Raw genomic sequence first — 18,918 nt, 5'->3', positions numbered from 1 at the left:
CACTCCCCCTGCGCCCTGTACCGCGCTACCGATCAATCGTAAAATGCGCAAACTCTGATAAACAAGGCCAACATCACACCATGCGCGCTAGCCAATTTCTGATCGCAACTCAAAAAGAAACTCCAGCCGACGCTGAAGTCATCAGCCACCAACTTATGTTACGAGCGGGCATGATACGCAAGCTCGCGACAGGTCTCTATACATGGCTGCCGATGGGCCTGCGGGTGCTGCGTAAAGTTGAAAATATTGTTCGCCAAGAAATGGACCGCAGCGGCGCAATGGAAGTGATGATGCCGGTTGTTCAGCCCGCCGAGCTATGGGAAGAATCTGGCCGCTGGGAGCAATACGGCGCTGAACTACTGCGTATTGGTGACCGCCACAACCGCGCTTTCTGCCTTGGCCCCACCCACGAAGAAGTTATTACCGACCTAATCCGCAATGAAATTAAAAGCTATAAGCAGCTGCCAGCTAACTTTTACCAAATTCAAACCAAGTTCCGTGACGAGATTCGCCCCCGCTTTGGCGTAATGCGGTCACGGGAATTTATTATGAAAGACGCCTACTCCTTTCATAACGACCAAGAGTCACTGCAAGCCACTTACGACGTTATGCACGCCACCTATACCCGCATATTTACCCGTCTCGGCTTAGATTTCCGTCCCGTCATTGCCGATACCGGCTCTATCGGCGGCAGCGGTTCCCACGAGTTTCACGTTCTGGCCTCGTCGGGCGAAGACGATATCGCCTTCTCTGACACCTCTGACTATGCCGCTAACGTCGAAATGGCTGAAGCACTCGCCCCCGCCGGCGAACGCCCTGCACCAACTAGCACTGTCGAGAAAATTGCCACCCCCGGCGCGCATACTATTGATGAAGTAAGCGCAGCCCTGAAGGTCGCCGCAGCACAAATTCTGAAGACATTAATTGTATACAGCGACGCTGACGAAAACGGCAATAAGGAGCTCGTCGCATTAGTAGTGCGTGGCGATCATAATTTAAACGAAATAAAAGCCGAGAAAATTGCTGGCGTCGCCTCGCCGCTCACATTTGCTAGCGAAGAAGACATTCAAGCCAAACTGAGCTGCAAACCCGGCTCTATCGGACCTGTTGGTTTAAGCATTCGCGTTATTGCCGATCGCAGTGCTGCACATAGCGCCGACTTTGTTTGCGGCGCAAACGAAGATGGCTTCCACTTGAGCGGCGTGAACTGGGATCGAGACGTAAGCTTTAATGAAACTGCAGATCTGCGCGACGTTGTCGAGGGTGACCCTAGTCCCGATGGCCAAGGCAGCTTACTCATTAAGCGCGGTATCGAAGTCGGCCACATTTTCCAACTTGGCACCAAGTACTCAGAGGCAATGAAGGCCACCGTACTCAATGAAAATGGCAAAGATCAAACCATGATCATGGGCTGCTATGGTATTGGCGTCACCCGTGTTGTCGCTTCAGCCATTGAACAAAACAATGATGACAAAGGCATTATTTGGCCAGCCAGCATCGCGCCATTTGAAATCGCCATCGTGCCATTAAACATCCAAAAGTCAGAGCGCGTTCGCGAACACGCTGAACAACTCTATGCCACGTTACGTGGACTGGGTTACGACGTATTGCTTGACGATCGCAACGAACGTCCCGGTGTTAAATTTGCTGACATGGAGCTGGTAGGCATCCCCCACCGCATCGTGATTGGCGACCGTGGTTTAGACAATGGCATGCTGGAATATAAAAACCGCAGCGCAAGCGACAACGAAGATGTTGCGATTGACGGTATCGTGGACTTTATTCAGCAGCAACTGCCGCGCTAAATGAGCGAATCGCGGGGCGCACTAGGCAAGCTCGATGTATTAGCATCGAGCTTGCTCCTGCTAGTATTAATTACAAACCCAGTACTAAGCCATGCCAACACCGAGCCTAACACTGCATCGGCGACATTGACCGCTGAGCAACAAGAGCGCGAAGAACTACGTATTTTTCTGAAGCAAGCCATCGCCGAAGCGGGCAGCTTTAAAGACCGCTTCGACGCTGAGGTTTGGCTATTCGACATGTCCAGCCGTATGACAAGATACGTCGGTGACCCGCAAGAACGACTAACTTTTTTGCGCAGTGTTCATCGCGAGGCGAGTGCCGCGGGACTAAGCCCAGAGCTGGTATTGGCGCTGATTGAAGTAGAAAGTTATTTTGACCGCTTTGCGGTATCTCGCGTTGGTGCACAGGGCCTAATGCAAGTGATGCCGTTCTGGAAAAAAGAAATCGGCCGTCCCGACGACAACCTAACTAATGCCGACACGAATTTACGTTACGGCTGTCAGATTTTGCAGTTTTATTTACAGAAAGAAAAAGGCAATCTTCACCGCGCTCTGGCTCGTTACAATGGCAGCCTAGGTAAAAGCTGGTATCCAGAGCGGGTGTTTGATCGATGGCGACGCCATTGGTATAACGGCGAATTACCAAACTACTAGCGTGGTGGTCTCTCGCCATTACGGTCAGGGGAGTCAGGTCTTGGTGGTTTCTTTTGCATCCGCCCCAATTCCCGCAGCGCAAATTTCAATCTTTGCTCTGGCGGTAATGTCGCTAACACCGTCGCCAATACTTCATGGCTCACCTGCTTTAAATTATTATCTGCAATACGAATAGCTTTAAAACCGCTTTTAATATCGACCTCGGTCGCACTATCTTGCTTTAGAATATCGACCATATCTCGCTTAGCGGAACGTAGTTTTCGATACGCCCTCGCCATGTCTTTGCGATGCATTTCGAGCACCTGACGCATAGGTTCAGCCAGTTCTTTTGGCTCGTCCTTTAAAAGCTGTTTGGCCATGCCGTGCATAGCATGACGCTCTTCACCCATTAAACGGTGCCCAGCATACAAACCAAGTAAAACGCCGTTTAGCACCAGCGACACAAACAGGGCAATAACAACACCTTTACGCACACTCATAAATCCGTACCTGCAATCCAATTACTCACTTCGTAGCTAGTCGAAACGTCGAAGGTATACGCATCATCGGGATCTGTGTAATCAGCAAAATATCCACCAGCACCCAACACAACCCCCAGCAAAGCTGAGGCCATTGCCGCGGTAAAACTCAAACGCCAAACCGGCATAAAGGACTCGCGCACTGGCTGTCGTCGTGGGCGAGCAATTGCCGCCAAGCGCGTTTGTAAGGCCGCGCTTGGTTCAAGCTCAGGCAACTCATCCTTATACAGACCACGCAAACGGTTTTCATCTAGCTGCGCTTCACGCCACAGTAGCAAACACGCCTCTGAACCTAAAAAAACAGGCAATAACAATCGATAAATAAATGGCCAGCGTGCAGTATCCGCCCCATGTCGTGCTATCAACGCAGAGAATATTCGTTCTGTCAGTATCATTCCCGACCTCCCAATCGCGTTTTAAGCTGCTGCTTCGCTCGACCAATTAATGACTCAACTGCCTTGGCAGACAATCCCATAATCTTCGCAATATCTTTCACTGATGTATCTTGATAAAAACGAAATGCCATCACTGCCCGCTGATTGTCTGGCAGCGCCTTCAAAGCGTCGAGCACTGCGGTATTGTCATCTTCATTTGCTGGTCCATCTGGCACCGCACTATCTACGATAAATTCAACCAAGCCATCGTCAAGTACATGCCGTTGCTGAACGCGCTGACTGTAATTAAGCGCCAAATTGCTCGCCACTCGATGTAACCACGTTGTTAATTTAGCGTCATCTCGCCACGTTGGAGCCTGAGTCCAAAGCCGTTCAAATACTTCTTGGCAGAGATCTTCAGCATCGTCCCTCGACAATACAATACGGTACGTAAGGTTCAACACCATTTTGCTATGACGATCCAACAGTGTTGAAAACGCATATTGGTCACCGTCCGCGACTCGCCGCATCAATTCAAAGTCAGATAACTGCACGCTGAATCCTATTGAGTTGGCGAGAGGGGACGGGAGTCAATTATACTCCTTCCTTACCTTTACGGTGTTCGCCATCATGACGCCCACCGTGGTCACGCATTGACTTAAACATTTCACGACGGCCAATGGTTCCGTCACCGTTGCGATCCATTCGTTTTGCCATGCCATCCGAACTCGCGGCAAATTCCTCAGCAGAAATCTGGCCGTCTTCATTTGCATCGGCACGATCAAAACGATCTTTCTTATTTGCCTCGCGCTCTGCCTTCATCTTTGCCTTGTATTCGGTCATTTCTTCGCGGGTCAAATTACCGTCGCTATTTAAATCCATTTTTGCAAACATGGCCTGACGGTGCTGAGACAACTCTTCGGTACTTACCGAACCGTCGCCGTTCAGATCGAAATTAGGACGTTGCTTTCCCTCTTCGCCAGCGATAGCCGACATTGCAGCCAAAGAAACGATAACGCTTAATACTTTTTGTGCTGTATTCATGATGGGTACTCCCAAGAATCATAGTTCAGAATTTTGCTTCATTGTTACGGCCGTTAATGATTAAACACGGCAAACAAAAAAATCCTTCGCAGGGAGTTAAAAATAATTTTTAGCTATAAGTACTTTGCTATTAGCTAGCACTGAAGTCATAGCGCCACACACCATCCTCTAAATAACAGCGGTTCCGTGGACCATCCGCATTGGGATCAGTGGTATCGTAGCCCGCATCCCCACCATATAGCATGCAAATCACATCATTGTGTGACGATATTCTAGGCTCAAAATACGGTACAGCGCGGCTGGTATAGAACTGCTTCGCGCCTATTAATGTCACACAACCGGCCAGCTCGGTAAGCGTAACAACCGTGGGCGGCATAAGCGCCAATTCCCCTTGACGATGAAGGTCTAGAAAATAACTCGGCGCCCCCCAGCTGTAGTCGTCCATCTCTTCACCGTCGACAACGACGTCTGCTTGATTTCCTTCAACGAGATAAAACCACGTGGCAAAGCGCCGCCCCATTGTTGGGGGCGTCGTCCAGTGCGACAGTAGTAACATATCCTCAGCGCGCAACTCGATACCCGCCTCCTCCTGCGTCTCTCGTACTGCCGCCGCTCGTGCTGCCTGCTCGTCGGTTTCGGTGCCGACAGTGTCTTCAGGGTCTACTGTGCCACCAGGAAACACCCAGTGCCCGCCACCAACCTTAAGCTGCGTATGTCTGCGCAATAACAAGGTTTCTATGCCCTTATCACTGTCACGAACCAGTATTGCGGTTGCTGCTGCTCGAATATCTGTTGTCATATATTAAAACCTATCCCGCTATACCCACGCTTGGTCTAGCGTATCTATTAATGTTTCTGCACGCGGCCGAATTCGGAAATTATCCGTTAGATCGACATAAATAATGTTGCCACCCTCATCCGTCATCAATACGGTAGGCAACACGGTATCTTGGCCGTAACCGAGTATTCCCAACGGCACGCCGTAACGATGAACAATGCCGAGGCTTCGCGCAGCCTGATTATCCACATCTGCGTAGAATTGCATCGGCACACCAAGGCGCGCCTGCTGCTCGGCACTTTTCGCGCGGCTTTGAGGACTGATTAGTACGACTTCAACACCGCGCTCACAGAGCGCATCGTATTGTTTAGCCAAATCTGCTAATTGTGCCTGACACATCGGACACCAATTACCGCGGAAAAACACCCATAAAACTTTTCGGCCTAAAAAGCTCGATGCAGAAATCGACTCGCCACCCATAGTCGTCAAGGTAAAGTCCGCTAACTGAGCACCTTTTCTTAGTAAAACATTGTCACTGCGATCTAAATAGGTATACCAAAACACGTATACCAACACGCCACCCAGCCCGAAAAACAAGGTATAAAATGTCGGCAGAGGTCTCATTTCGATGACCGTCAACACCGAACCCAGCAGCGCCATAACGACAGGAAGGGCAATAAAACGCACAACTCGCGTGTATGGCAAGGAATAAACCACACTCATAAACAGCACTAATGGCCCAACAGCAACGGCGGCCCCCAACCAAGACACGCTAAATACCGCGTCAGTCAAAAGGTGGTAAATACTTTGAATGGAAACCGCAATACACAAAAACAGATAGGGAATTGCATACCAGCGCTTAAGCCGAGATATCAGACCCTTTATCATGCGTTCTTATTCCTGTTATTCACCAAACATCTAGCCTTTCGCTATGAAACTTACTTATTGTGTTGTAGCGTGAGCTTACATAAGAATAATACTAAGCAATTGACCGAAAATTATCGCTGCCAAAAAATCCGGCAATAGCCAATAAAAATATTAAGACATAAACTAATTCGTATCCAATTGCATAGCTTACGCCTCAGCGAATTAAAAAAACACAACAACGCTAAATATATCAAATAGTTGCAAATACAGGGTGTGGAAACAAATGGCAAAACTTTCAGTAATGGATTTAGCTTTTTTTCTAACCGAAACCGACGCGAGCCCCAAGCATGTTGGCGGCTTGCTCATGTTTCGCAAGCCAGCAAAGGCGCCCGCCAACTATGTTGAGCAACTCGTTGACGAGTACGCGGGCAATATCGATGAAATTCGCGCCCCCTTTAATCAAATAATTCAGTTCTCCGTCTTTAGTGCACCGCGCTGGAAATGCGACTTAGATTTCGACATCAATAACCATGTCTTTTTTCACGCTATAGAGGGCGACGACTTTCGTGAGAGCCTTTACGATTTAATCGGCAATTTACACAGTGTTCGTATGGACCGCGTCCGCCCTATGTGGGAAATGCATGTTATTCAAGGTATTGATGACGAGCGCTTTGCGATCTATACCAAGCTGCACCACGCCTATGCCGACGGCGTCACCATGTCGTCATGGCTGGTAAATAGTTTAAGTAAATCTGCACGAACTAAAGCGGTTACACCAATCTGGTCTGTACTACCCCAGAAGCGCCTGCAAAATACAGCAGATAGCATTTCCATCATGAAAGTACTAACTCAGCTCGGCGGGCGTTCTGGCGACTATATAAAAGCGGTCACCGGCCTCACCAAGCTCAGCGCACAATTGGCTTTAGAGACATTAAACCTTACCAAAAACGCAGTTGCAGTGCCGTTTAAAGCCAATAGCTCAACGCCATTAACCGGGCAAGTCAGCGCTGGCCGGCAAATTGCCACCGCCGCAGTTGATATGGAGCGCGTGCATCGCCTGCGCAAACTCACTCGGTCTACCCTCAACCACATTGCCTTAACGTGTATTGATGGCGCACTGCATCGCTACCTACAGGACTGCGGAACCGACATTAACGAACCCATCACTATCCAGATGCCGGTAAATTTGCGCCAGAGCGGCGATGATAGCTTCGGCAATAAAATCGGCATTGTCTTGGTCGAGCTGGCCAATAAAACCACCGACCCCTATGAAAGACTACGTGAAATCGGCTTTACACTCCGCAACGTACGCTACCAAATCGATGGCGTGCCGCCCGCATCAGTAATGGCTTACACGGTATTACTTGGGGGAGTATCGCTGATTGGCGAAGCACTGAAACTTGGCGACGTGTTACCGCCGCTAGGCAACACATTAGTTTCGAATGTACCCGGTCCGGCGAAGGCGCTTTATTTGAAAGGGGCAAAATTAGAAGAAATGTACCCTATTAGCGCCTTAACACCGAGCAACCATCTCAATATTACGCTATACAGTTATGACGGCCGTTTACAATTTGGCTTGGTTGCCACTACCGCCATGCCAAATCTTGAAGTTCTCGGCAACTATATACACGATGCCTTTGACGACCTCGAAGAGGCCGTCTCGCCATCTGTGCTTGCAAAATCTAAAAAATAACAAAGCCATAGATACATAGCATTCAAAGAAACCTGGAGATTTACCATGAGCTATTTTGTCACCGGCGGTACTGGTTTTATTGGCCGCTTCTTAATCGAGCGTCTCGCCAAACGCAAAGGCACTATTTATGTTTTAGTGCGCCGAGGCTCAAAGCAAAAATACAAAGACCTTCTTGAGAGAACGGGACTTAGTGCTGACCGCTTAGTCGCAATAAATGGCGACCTGTCAAAACCGCGCCTAGGTATTAGCACTAAAGATATGACCACACTAAAGGGGTCGGTTAAGCACTTTTATCATCTTGCAGCGATTTACGATCTAAAAGCTGACACTGCAAGCCAAGAGATTGCCAATGTACAGGGCACTAAAAATGCCATCGCCGCTGCTGAGGCGATGTCTGCCAAATGCTTCCACCTAGCAAGCTCAATTGCTGCAGCCGGTTTGTACCGAGGTACATTTAGAGAAGACATGTTCGAAGAGGCCAAAGGCCTTGATCACGCTTACTTCCGTACCAAGCACGTGTCAGAAGGACTGGTACGCAACGAGTGCAAAATACCTTACCGCATTTATCGCCCCGCGATGGTGGTGGGCGATTCTAAAACCGGCGAAATCGACAAAATCGACGGCCCGTATTATTTCTTTAAATTACTTCAAAAGTTGCGCAACCGTATTCCGCAGTGGGTGCCGCTGATTGGCGTAGAAGGCGGACAAATGAATATTGTCCCCGTTGACTACGTTGCTGACGCAATGGATTTCTTATCGCATAAAGCTGGGTTAGACGGCCGCTGCTTCCACTTGGTTAATCCTGAGTCGCAGCAAGTGGGCGAAGTACTCAATATTTTCTCACAAGCAGCACACGCGCCCCGCTTCGCGCTGCGTATTGATATGCGGATGTTTGCCTTCATCCCCGCTTCTATTCTTAACCTTTTAAAAGGACTGCCACCGGTTCGCCGAATCATAAACGCCATCTTAGCGGATTATCATATCCCGCAAGACGCCGTTAGCTTTATGAATATGCCGACTCGCTTTGACACCCGCGATACCCTCAAAGCCCTTAAAGGAAGTGGTATTTCACCACCAGCTTTAGAAGATTACGCGCACAAAATTTGGGATTACTGGGAGCGTAATCTCGACCCTGACTTATTTAAAGACCGCTCATTGCGCGGCAATGTAAAAGACAAAGTCATTGTGATTACCGGCGCCTCGTCAGGTATCGGTAAAGCCGCCGCGTTTAAACTTGCCAGTGCCGGTGCCAAGGTCGTTCTCGTTGCCCGATCACTCGAAAAATTAGAAGAAACCCAAAAGGAAATCGCTGACAAAGGCGGTACCAGCTACGCCTACAGCTGTGACGTGTCTGACTTGGAATCTTGCGATAAATTAGTCGCGACCTTGCTAGAAAATCATGGCAAAGTCGATGTGCTTGTTAACAATGCCGGACGTTCAATTCGTCGCTCACTTGAGTTAACCTTCGACCGCTTCCACGATTTTGAACGTACCATGCAGCTCAACTACTTTGGCGCAATTCGTTTAATTATGGGCTTGGCGCCGTCGATGCTAGAACGCAAAGCCGGTCATGTGATCAATATTTCTTCTATTGCCGTTATAGTTGGTACATCGCCACGCTTCTCTGCGTACGCGGCTTCAAAATCGGCGTTAGATGCATTTTCACGATCGGCGGCAGCTGAGTTCTCTGACCGCAATATCGCCTTTACCACCATTAATATGCCACTAGTTAGAACGCCAATGATTGGGCCAACCTCAATCTACAACTCGGTGCCCACATTGTCGCCAGACGAAGCCGCAGATATGATCTGCGATGCCATTATTCGCAGACCAAAACGTATTGCGACTGGCCTTGGTATCACCATGCAAGTACTTAACGCCATTATGCCCAAAGCCGTAGAAATCATCATGAACACTGTTTTCCGCACCTTCCCAGACTCTTCTGCCGCCAAAGGGGACGGCGAGGAGAACAAAACTGAGGTATCTTCTGAGCAAATGGCACTAGCTGCTGTACTCAAAGGTATCCACGTCTAAGTCTCGCGCACATTAGGTAACAAGAGGCCTTAGACCTCTTGTTACCTACCCTTCGAACACTCCTCTCGCTGCACTATTGATCAAAACTCAAAATTAACGGATTTCTATTGGCAGTAACTTAGTTTTGTCAGTTAGGATTAGTCCCTTCATAAAAATACGACACGCTAAAAGTACCTAGGAGCACTTCATGGTCAGTATGATCGGCTTAGTCGGCGGCTTACTGTTGCTGACAACTCTCGCGCTACGCGGATGGAATCTGTTCATTGCCGCGCCCCTATGCGCACTCATTGTGGGTTTAAGCGGCGGCATCCCAGTATTCCCCAACGATGGGCCGAACGCCTTCGTCACTACCTACATGAATGGATTTGCAGGCTTTGTAGGCGCATGGTTTTTAATGTTTTTACTGGGCAGCTTGTTCGGCAAATTCATGGAAGATACCGGTACCGCCGACAGTCTCGCCCGCTGGATTATTGGCAAAATAGGTATGAAGCACGCCGTTGCGGCGGTGGTTTTGGCGTGCGCGGTATTAACCTACGGTGGCGTGAGTGTTTATGTCGTCGCGTTTTCTGTTTACCCAATGGCCTTAGGTCTATTTAAAGACGCCAATTTGCCACGGCGCTTTATTCCCGGCGCTCTCGCGTTTGGCTCTATCACCTTTACAATGACCACCGCCGGCTCGCCAGAAATCCAAAACTGGATTCCAGTTAAATTTTTGCACACCAGCCCCTACGCCGCGTGGGAAGTTAGCTTTATTGTGGCGATATTTATGGCCGTCTGCGGATTTTTCTGGATTAACCGAATGATTCGCAAGGCCGTTGCCAACGGCGAACACTTTGAGCATCGTGCAACTGACCCTGATATTCCAGAGCGGGATTACCCTAATCCAATCACCGGCTTACTACCGTTATTGGTTGTACTTGGTGTGTCGTTTTTCTTCCATGAGTCTCTACAGCAATATGCACTGATACTCGCCTTACTCAGTGGCTGTATATGTATCATAGTCATTAATTTCAAACACTTTCACAATATGAACAAGGCGATAAATGAAGGCACCACGGGTGCACTGATCGCCATAGGTAATACCGCCGCCGTGGTGGGATTCGGCACTATGGCAAAAGCGTCTCCTGCCTTTGCCGTTGCTGTAGATGCAATGACAGGCATTCCGGGTAATGAGCTAATCGGTGCCGCAATCGCTGTCACTACCATTGCCGGACTTACTGGCTCGGCATCTGGCGGTCTATCTATCGCGCTGCCCGTATTGGGCCCGCACTATACTGACTTAGGTGTAAATCCAGATCAGCTCCACAGAATCTCATCCATCGCCTCTGGCGCGCTAGATTCACTGCCTCACAATGGGTATATCGTGACTACAGTAAGAGCAATTTGCGGTGAAACCCATAAGAGTGCGTATTGGCCCATCGCCGCCTTAACAATAGCGATCCCTACGGTAGGTTTAATCCTCGCAGTGACACTAATGCAGTTTTTTTAATCGATACAGAGAGGAGCTTGCTACCTCTATGAGTGAATCAAGCTTTAGAACTCGAAGCGTCTAATCACTTATAGAGAGGGTTGAGCAAAATTAGTGGATGCCGCTCATCCAGGCTAACAACAAGGCACCGGCCGAAATCGTCGACACCATAATCAGTAAAATACCAAGCAGCTTTAATGGTCGGTAAGGCTTGCGCTCAACATTGTTATAACCCTGCTTTAAGTAGGCATCTACCTTGGCCTGATCTTCTGGGTACAATTTATTGTGTTCGTTTTCCATTATTCCACCACAAGCAATTAAAAATGGCATTACCTGCGCTTTATTCAGGCAATAAAAAAGGCGGCACCATTATCGCAAGTTGCCGCCTTATTCACCAGTTTTACCGTGGCTATACCAAATTAGGCAAATGCCTCCTCAGGAATATCCATCAAGCTGGCACTGCCGTTGCGGATTGACTCGCTCAAACCCTTTGCCTGCGGCAGTAAACGTTGAATAAAGAAGCGCGCCGTGTGCAGCTTGGCTTGCGAGAACGCTTCACCCTGCTGGCTTTCTCCACTTAGCACGGTACGCGTCATCATTGCCCACATATAGGTGTAGAGCGTAAAGCCCATCACATGCAGAAACTCAACCGATGCAGCGCCAATGGCATTTGCATCACCGGCTTGCGCCTGCGCCAAAACAAATTCAGACAGCGATTCAAGATTTTTAACCGCTTCATTTAATGGCACTAAAAACTCATCCATGCCATTTACTGATGCCGCAGAGCCCGCAAATTCACGCATCTCCGCTATCAATACATTAAGGTTCTGCGCGCCATTGGCTGCGATTTTGCGGCCCATTAAATCAAGCGCTTGAATGCCGTTGGTACCTTCGTAAATCTGGCTAATACGCACGTCGCGCACTAACTGTTCCATACCCCATTCACGAATATAGCCATGTCCGCCAAATATTTGCTGGCCCGCTACAGTACCTTCTAAACCTTTATCAGTAAGGAAAGCTTTAGCGATAGGGGTTAGTAACTCAACCATACCCTCTGCTTTAGCTTTAACCTCACCGCTGCCGAATTTAGACTCATCTAGCTGCTTACCAACATAGACGGCAAAGGCACGACCAGCCTCAACATACGCCTTTTGAGTTAATAACATACGGCGAACATCAGGGTGCACAATAATAGGATCAGCTGCGCCAGCACTATTAACCGGCCCAGACGGAGCACGACTTTGCAGACGCTCACGTGCGTATATTGAAGACCATTGGTAGGCGGCCTCTGCTGCGCTCAAACCTTGAATGCCCACCGACAGGCGCTCGTAGTTCATCATGGTAAACATACCCTGCAAACCACGATTGATCTCGCCGACAAGATAGCCCTGCGCACCATCGAAATTTATTACACAGGTTGCCGAGGCATTGATACCCATTTTGTGTTCTATGCTACCGCAGTGAACACCGTTGTTTTCACCGCTGCTACCATCTTCATTGACCTTCATTTTAGGGACAAGGAATAAGGAAATACCTTTGGAGCCAGCAGGCGCATCTGGCAATTTAGCTAACACCAAATGAATAATATTCTCAGTTAAATCTTGGTCACCACCAGTAATAAATATTTTAGTACCTGTGATACTGTAACTGCCATCCGCTAACGGCTCTGCTTTAGTACGAATCATACCAAGATCCGTACCCGCATGGCTTTCCGTTAGGCACATGGCTCCAGCCCACTTACCAGAATACATATTGGGTAGATATTTAGTTTTAAGCTCATCCGTCGCATGACTGGCAATGGCCAAAGCCGCGCCGGACGTCAGTGTTAAATATAGGCCCATCGCAATGTTTGAGGAGTACAACATCTCTTCAAACAAGAGAACCAACATTTTCGGCATAGTCTGACCGCCGTACTCCGGCGCACCAGATAAACCACCCCAGCCGCCCTCGGCTAGTTGGCGAAATGCTTCAGGGTAACCTTTAGGCGTAGTAACAACACCATCTGTCCACTTCACCCCTTCTTCGTGCCCAGGCTGACTGAGTGGCGCAACCAAGGTTTCATTGATTTTTGCACCCTCTTCGAGGATGGCATCAGCAAGTTCTCGGTTTACATCTTCCATAGCAGGCATGGTTTGCCACAGGGTTTCAGCTTTAAAAACCTCGTGTAAAACAAACTGCATATCACGGAGGGGGGCTTTATATTCAGGCATGAGTTGCTCCTTTAAATCAGCACGACGGCCTATAGGCCGCCGTTAATCTACTCGACACAATATATTAAAACGCGAACGACTCTTCAGGCATCGCCATCACACTGTCTGCCCCATTAAGCATCGCGAGCTTATGAGATTCAGTGCGCGGCAAAATACGCTGGTAGTAGAACTGAGCGGTTTGGATTTTTGCTTTAAGGAAAGCATCATCGGCGTCACCGTCTAAGGCAATAGACGCCATACGCGCCCACATAAAGGCTAGTGATACATAACCTGAGTACATCAAATAATCGACTGATGCAGCGCCAACTTCATCGGCATTACTCATGGCTTTTTCACCCAATTTACCGGTGATGTCGCCCCACTCTGCGTTCAGCGTTTGTAATTTCTCAACAAATGGCGCCATGCCAGGCTTGTCTTGCTGTTCTTTGCAGAATTGGTGAATAATTTTAGTAAACACCATTAACTGCTTACCACCGCTACCCATCACCTTACGACCGAGTAAATCTAATGCTTGAATACCTGTCGTGCCTTCATAGAGTGTAGAGATACGTAAATCGCGGACGATTTGCTCCATACCCCACTCAGAAATAAATCCATGACCACCAAACACCTGCATACCGTAGTTAGCAGACTCTAAACCAGTTTCAGTAACAAATGCCTTCGCAATTGGCGTGAGTAACTCAGAAAGTTCTTCGGCCTTATTGCGCTCTTCTTCATCACCTGAGAAATAGAAGGTATCAACAAGCTGCGCCACCCAATAGATAAACGCACGGCTACCCTCAGCAAAGGCCTTTTGGGTTAACAGCATGCGACGGACATCTGCATGAACAATCAACGGGTCAGCAGGACCATCAGGATTTTTTGGCCCGCTCAGTGAACGCATTTGCAAACGATCGCGCGCGTATGCCAAAGCACCTTGGAACGATGCTTCGCCTGCAGACAAGCCTTGCAAGGCAGTACCTAGGCGAGCCGAGTTCATCATGTGGAACATGGCATTAAGACCGCGATTTTCTTCGCCGACTAAAAAGCCTTTCGCGCTGTCAAAGTTCATCACACAAGTTGCTGATGCCTTGATACCCATCTTATGCTCGATACTGCCGCAGTGAACGCCATTACGCTCACCCACTTCGCCGTTTTCGTCAGGTAAGAATTTGGGCACTACAAATAATGAGATGCCTTTTGTACCAGCCGGCGCACCTTCTACACGAGCCAATACAAGATGGATGATATTTTCCATCATGTCGTGCTCGCCACCAGAAATGAATATCTTGGTACCGGTAACGTTATAGCTACCATCGGCATTCATATCGGCTTTAGTTCTTAGCAAGCCGAGATCGGAACCGCAATGCGACTCGGTTAAACACATTGTGCCGCCCCAAGTACCATCGGTCATTTTAGCCAGATAGGTTTCCTGCAACTCATCACTGGCATAAGCCTCGAGTAAGCGCGCGGCAGACTGTGACAAACCGGTATACATACCCCAAGCCCAACAGGCTGAACTCACCATCTCAGTTACAACTAAACCCAGCGAATTCGGCAAACCTTGGCCGCCAAATTGTGGATTAGCCGTCATGGNGGGCCAGCCACCTTCCGCAAACTGCTGGTAAGCTTCTTTAAAGCCTTCTGGCGTAGTCACGCCCGATTCTGACCAAGTACAACCCTGCTGGTCACCAATTTGATTTAAGGGTGACAAGACATTTTCTGAAAATTTGGCGCCTTCGGAAATAATAGCGTCCATCAAGTCTTCGCTTACCTCTTCACGGGTTGCAAGACTGGCAAAGTGTTTATCGCAATTAAGTACTTCTTTCAGCACAAAATTGATATCGCGAAGTGGCGCTGTATATTGCGGCATGACAATGACCTCATGAACAAGAATATCGCGGGCAGCTAAATACCCACCAATGTTGACAGTGACAACTATAGCGTTTTTATTACGTCTTGCAAGTTATTTTGGATTTACCTAATAAAGGAAAATACCTATACCTCAAGCCATACAAACTAAAATTGTCTTTTAAATCAAATAATTAAAAATTTTAAGTACAAACCCGAAAGACCAACAATACTGCTCCCTTAAAAGTGGCACGCCCCTACCAGCAACGGTGGTAAATTGAGCTAGGCTTTCGTGATATTAAAAGTTCCATGCAGAAAAATGCCATCGCGCTACGAAGCAAGAAAGTTAGTTTATCAGGAGTTGTGGGGGCTACTATTGCGCCATAACGTGATTCGCCGAGAAGCCTCTATAGCGGCGGTGAGCTTCGATCGGTTCCAGCGGATATCCGCTTTTTAAAGCCGGTATATGACTATATTGCGGCACAGCTCATTGTGATGGCGGCATCAAATCCGCTATCCGATAAATCGCAATGCTGCTCCTCTTAAGTGAACAGCATTACAGAAGACCGAGGCTTTTATTTACCTTTTTCTTATTACATGCTGAACTCAGTAGCCAGTAAATCCTCCAGGAAATTGAGAATGGAAATTGGATAAAACTTCACAAACATAAAAGCACACCATTAATGTGCACTATCGACACAGATCACAATATTGAGATATCTAGACTGGCCGAGACAACATCAGCTTCTCGCTCACTTCCTAGCAAGTATGGCACTACACCAAGGCAGGGCGCTCCTAACATAGCCTTTAGAGAAGAAAGGTTTTCATCAAAATACGACATTTGCGGATCGATCTGATTCGCTACCCAACCGGCAATACACAGACCATCTGCACGAATGGCATCAGCCGTTAGCAATGCGTGATTAATACACCCAAGTTTCATACCCACCACAAGAATTACCGGTGCTTGCAGCTCAACCGCCAAACCAGACAATAATTCATATCGATTTAAGGGGACCCGCCAACCACCGGCGCCTTCAATTAACACTATATCTGCTGCCCGCATCATGGCCCCACGACATAGTCCCGCTAACTGAGACACCGTTATTCTTTTACCTGCCTGTTCAGCCGCGATATGCGGCGCTATTGGCGGTTCCAGCAGCACAGGATTGACTTGATGATAAGGTAGTGTTTCCGTCATTGCCGCCATTAGCATAACGGCGTCTTGATTCCTCAGCCCCTCGGCCGTATGTTCAGCACCTGCTGCAACTGGCTTTATCGCAAGTGTTCGCAAGCCCCGCGCTTCTGCGGCTTTAAGTATGCCGCAGGCAACCAAGGTCTTACCAACATCCGTATCTGTACCTGTGACGAAGAAATGCCGACTACTCAACATAAAAAACACCTACGCATAAATCGAGCTAAAGTTAATATTATTTAGCGGACACACCAAAGGTTTGCCATGCCTCACGCAAACGCTCTTGGTTAGCTCGAATATAAGCGGGACTCAAGCGATCGCCATTAAAATAGCCATTGCGGAGATTAAAAAACTCAGTAGGGATGATATTCGGACCAAAAACGAGGCGATTGCCTTGCTCACCTAAAATTGTATTCACATCATAACGCCAACTCGGCGTACCAGTTAGCTGCACGCCGGCGACTCGCCCAAAGTCTTTGCGCGGAGTAAGCGGTATAGTAAAACCTATTCCCGCAAAGGCGTTGCCCTCTGACTTTTTATAAATAAGATGCAAGCGTGTATCACCAATATGCTGGGTAAAATCAACTTTGTAGCCGGAGTCTTCGTTATAAAACTCACCACCAGTAATATTCACCTCACTGTTAGTGCTCTGGAAAAAATACCGCCAGGACGCTAATCGCGCGTTCCGAGTTATACGAGGATCAAATTTGTCTTCAAAGTCTGTCAAAATCACCCGAAAACGATTCCGCCCATCCCCAGGCTCCCAACGACTTTCCAACGAGATCCCGTCATTAACCGAAAAAAACCGGCCGTACGAAATCATTGTTGTAAAACCTTGGCCCAAGCGAAAAGTCTGACTAATCACTCGGTCTTTTACACCGTCAGGCACACGTTGCGCTTTAAACACACCGCCATAAATGCCATCTCTTGTAAAATCTTCGGTCTCATGCATTGACCAATCTTTTGAGATATTAAATGCTGCCCCCTGCCATAGTGGGACAACAACATCGGCGCGAGCCGCTAACGAGTAATCAAGTACTCCATATTCAGTACCTAAGGTCGATGAAACAATTGGCCTTAACATTACTGTCGGGCGAAAAGCGAGGTACTCTTTAACGTCATTGAACGTAGATTTAATGACGCCACCATCGCCACTGCGACGACGTAATTTATTTGTAGGCGCAGCAATCATCACAGACTCAGGCAATCCACCCCAGCCATTCATAAAGGTGTCCCAGGCACCTACTTCGCCCCCGAGACCAAACACTGGGATACCATACTTTTCAAGCTGTAAATAAAACCGATCGCCTTCCGGTAAGATAGATGCAGCAACACCAATTGCTACCGCCAAACCATCAATTGCATTATTGTTATAACTCAGATTTTCAAACGCGATAATCCATTCTTTACCGTAGCGCTGAATGCGTACTTTTTCTAAATTTGCCGCTACAAGCTCGCGCTTTAACTGCGCTTCATTTTCTATTCGGGCGCGTACTTTCGGATCGTTAATATTAGTATCCGGCGGATACAATAATGGATTTCTTTCAAGCTCCGAATCCAGACCATACGGCTCCACTATAATATCAACCGCACTCGTGGCCGCTACGCGAGGCTGTTTTGAAGGTAATACACGCTCATATTTTTGACCAAGTGGGATCTTTACGTTAAACCCATACCAATCATTTCGACCGTCAACGCCCTCTTCATCTGAAAGCATCCACAGCATTGACGCCGTCCAACCCTGCGGCAATAGATAATCAGGCGTTGACAAACGAATGCCGGAATTTTGCGAATGACCATCATCTTCAATAAGAACACTCAACCAATCAGTGGCTGCATATTCAATACCGCCAAAAACACCATCTAATCGCAAGGTTTGTCCAGCGCGACCATCATATTGACCGAAACCCAGAGTCGAGCGAAATTTCCCATACTGCCAAGTTGTTACCGCGTACTTGGTATCGTACTCATTTACTGAGCCACCAAAATCCTGCTCGCCTATTGCAAAGGACACGCCATGCAGCAGCTCCCAGGGTAGCTGCAGCTTCACATTGAAGGATAAATCTGACCCCCCAGTGGTAGTTCGACCAGTCACATTACGCCCAGCAATTTCGACGTGTGGGAATATACCCGCACCAATATTGATATCATTACCGCGATCATTTAGTTGATGATCCCTTGAAAAACGCCCATCAATCTGAGCATCCCAAGCAACGACTGCACTACCGTACTCCAGTACGGACGCATCTGGAACATTAAATAAGCCGCTCATACCCTGCATGTTCATATTACCCTGTGCTTGTACCGCTACCGGTAACGCAAGCATCAAGATCGAAGCAAAAATATCTCGTTTCAATGAACACCTCTCTTTATTCTGCAGGCTATAAGATTAAATCTCAGCATAACGTAACGAGCTCAGCCAAGACGAGGCAAAAATCAGCGAAAAAG

Annotated in this window: 16 protein-coding genes and 1 pseudogene; 6 read left to right on the top strand and 11 right to left on the bottom strand. The window is 48.1% G+C overall.

Annotated elements, in window-relative coordinates:
- The first annotated feature begins 80 nt into the window (after nucleotides 1-80).
- Entirely contained in the window at nucleotides 81-1,805 is a 1,725-nt protein-coding gene (locus tag GVJ32_RS06940; protein WP_159239300.1) for a proline--tRNA ligase, read from the top strand.
- Entirely contained in the window at nucleotides 1,806-2,459 is a 654-nt protein-coding gene (locus tag GVJ32_RS06935; protein ID WP_159239299.1) for a lytic transglycosylase domain-containing protein, read from the top strand. It abuts the gene before it with no gap.
- Here GVJ32_RS06935 and GVJ32_RS06930 read toward each other — a convergent pair.
- The 6 genes from GVJ32_RS06930 to GVJ32_RS06905 all read right to left on the bottom strand — a co-directional run bounded on the left by GVJ32_RS06930 (nucleotide 2,456) and on the right by GVJ32_RS06905 (nucleotide 6,061).
- Nucleotides 2,456-2,938 (bottom strand): periplasmic heavy metal sensor, encoded by a 483-nt coding sequence (locus GVJ32_RS06930; RefSeq protein ID WP_159239298.1) that lies wholly within the window; start codon nucleotides 2,936-2,938, stop codon nucleotides 2,456-2,458. The two genes, GVJ32_RS06935 and GVJ32_RS06930, sit on opposite strands and share 4 nt — an antisense overlap.
- Nucleotides 2,935-3,372 carry a hypothetical protein gene (locus tag GVJ32_RS06925; RefSeq protein WP_159239297.1) on the bottom strand — a complete coding sequence of 146 codons (438 nt, stop codon included), beginning with the start codon at nucleotides 3,370-3,372 and terminating at the stop codon, nucleotides 2,935-2,937. Before GVJ32_RS06925 ends, GVJ32_RS06930 begins: the two co-directional genes overlap by 4 nt.
- Nucleotides 3,369-3,905, bottom strand: a complete 537-nt coding sequence (locus GVJ32_RS06920) for an RNA polymerase sigma factor (RefSeq protein ID WP_159239296.1) — start codon at nucleotides 3,903-3,905, stop codon at nucleotides 3,369-3,371. Before GVJ32_RS06920 ends, GVJ32_RS06925 begins: the two co-directional genes overlap by 4 nt.
- A gap of 40 nt (nucleotides 3,906-3,945) precedes the next feature.
- Nucleotides 3,946-4,395 (bottom strand): EF-hand domain-containing protein, encoded by a 450-nt coding sequence (locus tag GVJ32_RS06915; RefSeq protein ID WP_159239295.1) that lies wholly within the window; start codon nucleotides 4,393-4,395, stop codon nucleotides 3,946-3,948.
- Nucleotides 4,396-4,525: 130 nt separating this feature from the next.
- Entirely contained in the window at nucleotides 4,526-5,194 is a 669-nt protein-coding gene (locus GVJ32_RS06910; protein WP_159239294.1) for an NUDIX hydrolase, read from the bottom strand.
- An 18-nt stretch (nucleotides 5,195-5,212) separates the two neighbouring features.
- On the bottom strand, nucleotides 5,213-6,061 hold the full coding sequence (locus tag GVJ32_RS06905; protein WP_159239293.1) for a peroxiredoxin family protein: 849 nt from the start codon (nucleotides 6,059-6,061) through the stop codon (nucleotides 5,213-5,215).
- A gap of 262 nt (nucleotides 6,062-6,323) precedes the next feature.
- Between GVJ32_RS06905 and GVJ32_RS06900 the strand changes: the two genes are divergently transcribed.
- The 3 genes from GVJ32_RS06900 (at nucleotide 6,324) to GVJ32_RS06890 (ending at nucleotide 11,256) form a co-directional block, all read left to right on the top strand.
- Nucleotides 6,324-7,733 (top strand): wax ester/triacylglycerol synthase family O-acyltransferase, encoded by a 1,410-nt coding sequence (locus GVJ32_RS06900; protein WP_159239292.1) that lies wholly within the window; start codon nucleotides 6,324-6,326, stop codon nucleotides 7,731-7,733.
- 45 nt (nucleotides 7,734-7,778) lie between these two features.
- Nucleotides 7,779-9,767 carry an SDR family oxidoreductase gene (locus GVJ32_RS06895; RefSeq protein WP_159239291.1) on the top strand — a complete coding sequence of 663 codons (1,989 nt, stop codon included), beginning with the start codon at nucleotides 7,779-7,781 and terminating at the stop codon, nucleotides 9,765-9,767.
- Between the two features lie 187 nt (nucleotides 9,768-9,954).
- Nucleotides 9,955-11,256: a GntP family permease gene (locus GVJ32_RS06890; RefSeq protein WP_159239290.1), complete on the top strand. Its 1,302-nt coding sequence runs from the start codon at nucleotides 9,955-9,957 to the stop codon at nucleotides 11,254-11,256.
- Nucleotides 11,257-11,346: 90 nt separating this feature from the next.
- Here GVJ32_RS06890 and GVJ32_RS06885 read toward each other — a convergent pair whose 3' ends face one another.
- From GVJ32_RS06885 to GVJ32_RS06875, 3 genes are all read right to left on the bottom strand, one after another.
- A complete protein-coding gene (locus tag GVJ32_RS06885; protein ID WP_159239289.1) occupies nucleotides 11,347-11,535 on the bottom strand; it encodes a DUF3094 family protein in 189 nt (62 codons plus the stop codon).
- A 119-nt stretch (nucleotides 11,536-11,654) separates the two neighbouring features.
- On the bottom strand, nucleotides 11,655-13,445 hold the full coding sequence (locus tag GVJ32_RS06880) for an acyl-CoA dehydrogenase C-terminal domain-containing protein (RefSeq protein WP_159239288.1): 1,791 nt from the start codon (nucleotides 13,443-13,445) through the stop codon (nucleotides 11,655-11,657).
- A gap of 64 nt (nucleotides 13,446-13,509) precedes the next feature.
- The gene (locus GVJ32_RS06875) at nucleotides 13,510-15,297 is read right to left on the bottom strand and encodes an acyl-CoA dehydrogenase C-terminal domain-containing protein (protein WP_159239287.1); all 1,788 of its coding nucleotides are present in this window, start codon (nucleotides 15,295-15,297) and stop codon (nucleotides 13,510-13,512) included.
- A 221-nt stretch (nucleotides 15,298-15,518) separates the two neighbouring features.
- Here GVJ32_RS06875 and GVJ32_RS06870 point away from each other — a divergent pair.
- Nucleotides 15,519-15,782 (top strand): annotated as a pseudogene (locus GVJ32_RS06870) (IS4 family transposase); the annotation flags it as partial.
- A 196-nt stretch (nucleotides 15,783-15,978) separates the two neighbouring features.
- Here the strand turns inward: GVJ32_RS06870 and bioD are convergent.
- Complete coding sequence (bioD, locus tag GVJ32_RS06865; RefSeq protein WP_200841354.1) at nucleotides 15,979-16,668, bottom strand: dethiobiotin synthase; 690 nt, start codon at nucleotides 16,666-16,668, stop codon at nucleotides 15,979-15,981.
- A gap of 37 nt (nucleotides 16,669-16,705) precedes the next feature.
- A complete protein-coding gene (locus GVJ32_RS06860) occupies nucleotides 16,706-18,826 on the bottom strand; it encodes a YjbH domain-containing protein (protein WP_159239286.1) in 2,121 nt (706 codons plus the stop codon).
- Between the last annotated feature and the right edge of the window lie 92 nt (nucleotides 18,827-18,918).

Source organism: Zhongshania aliphaticivorans (genome assembly GCF_902705855.1).
Classification (GTDB): domain Bacteria; phylum Pseudomonadota; class Gammaproteobacteria; order Pseudomonadales; family Spongiibacteraceae; genus Spongiibacter; species Spongiibacter aliphaticivorans_B.
Note: the sequence above shows the minus strand (reverse complement) of the source record. Positions and strands in the feature narration are given on the sequence as shown.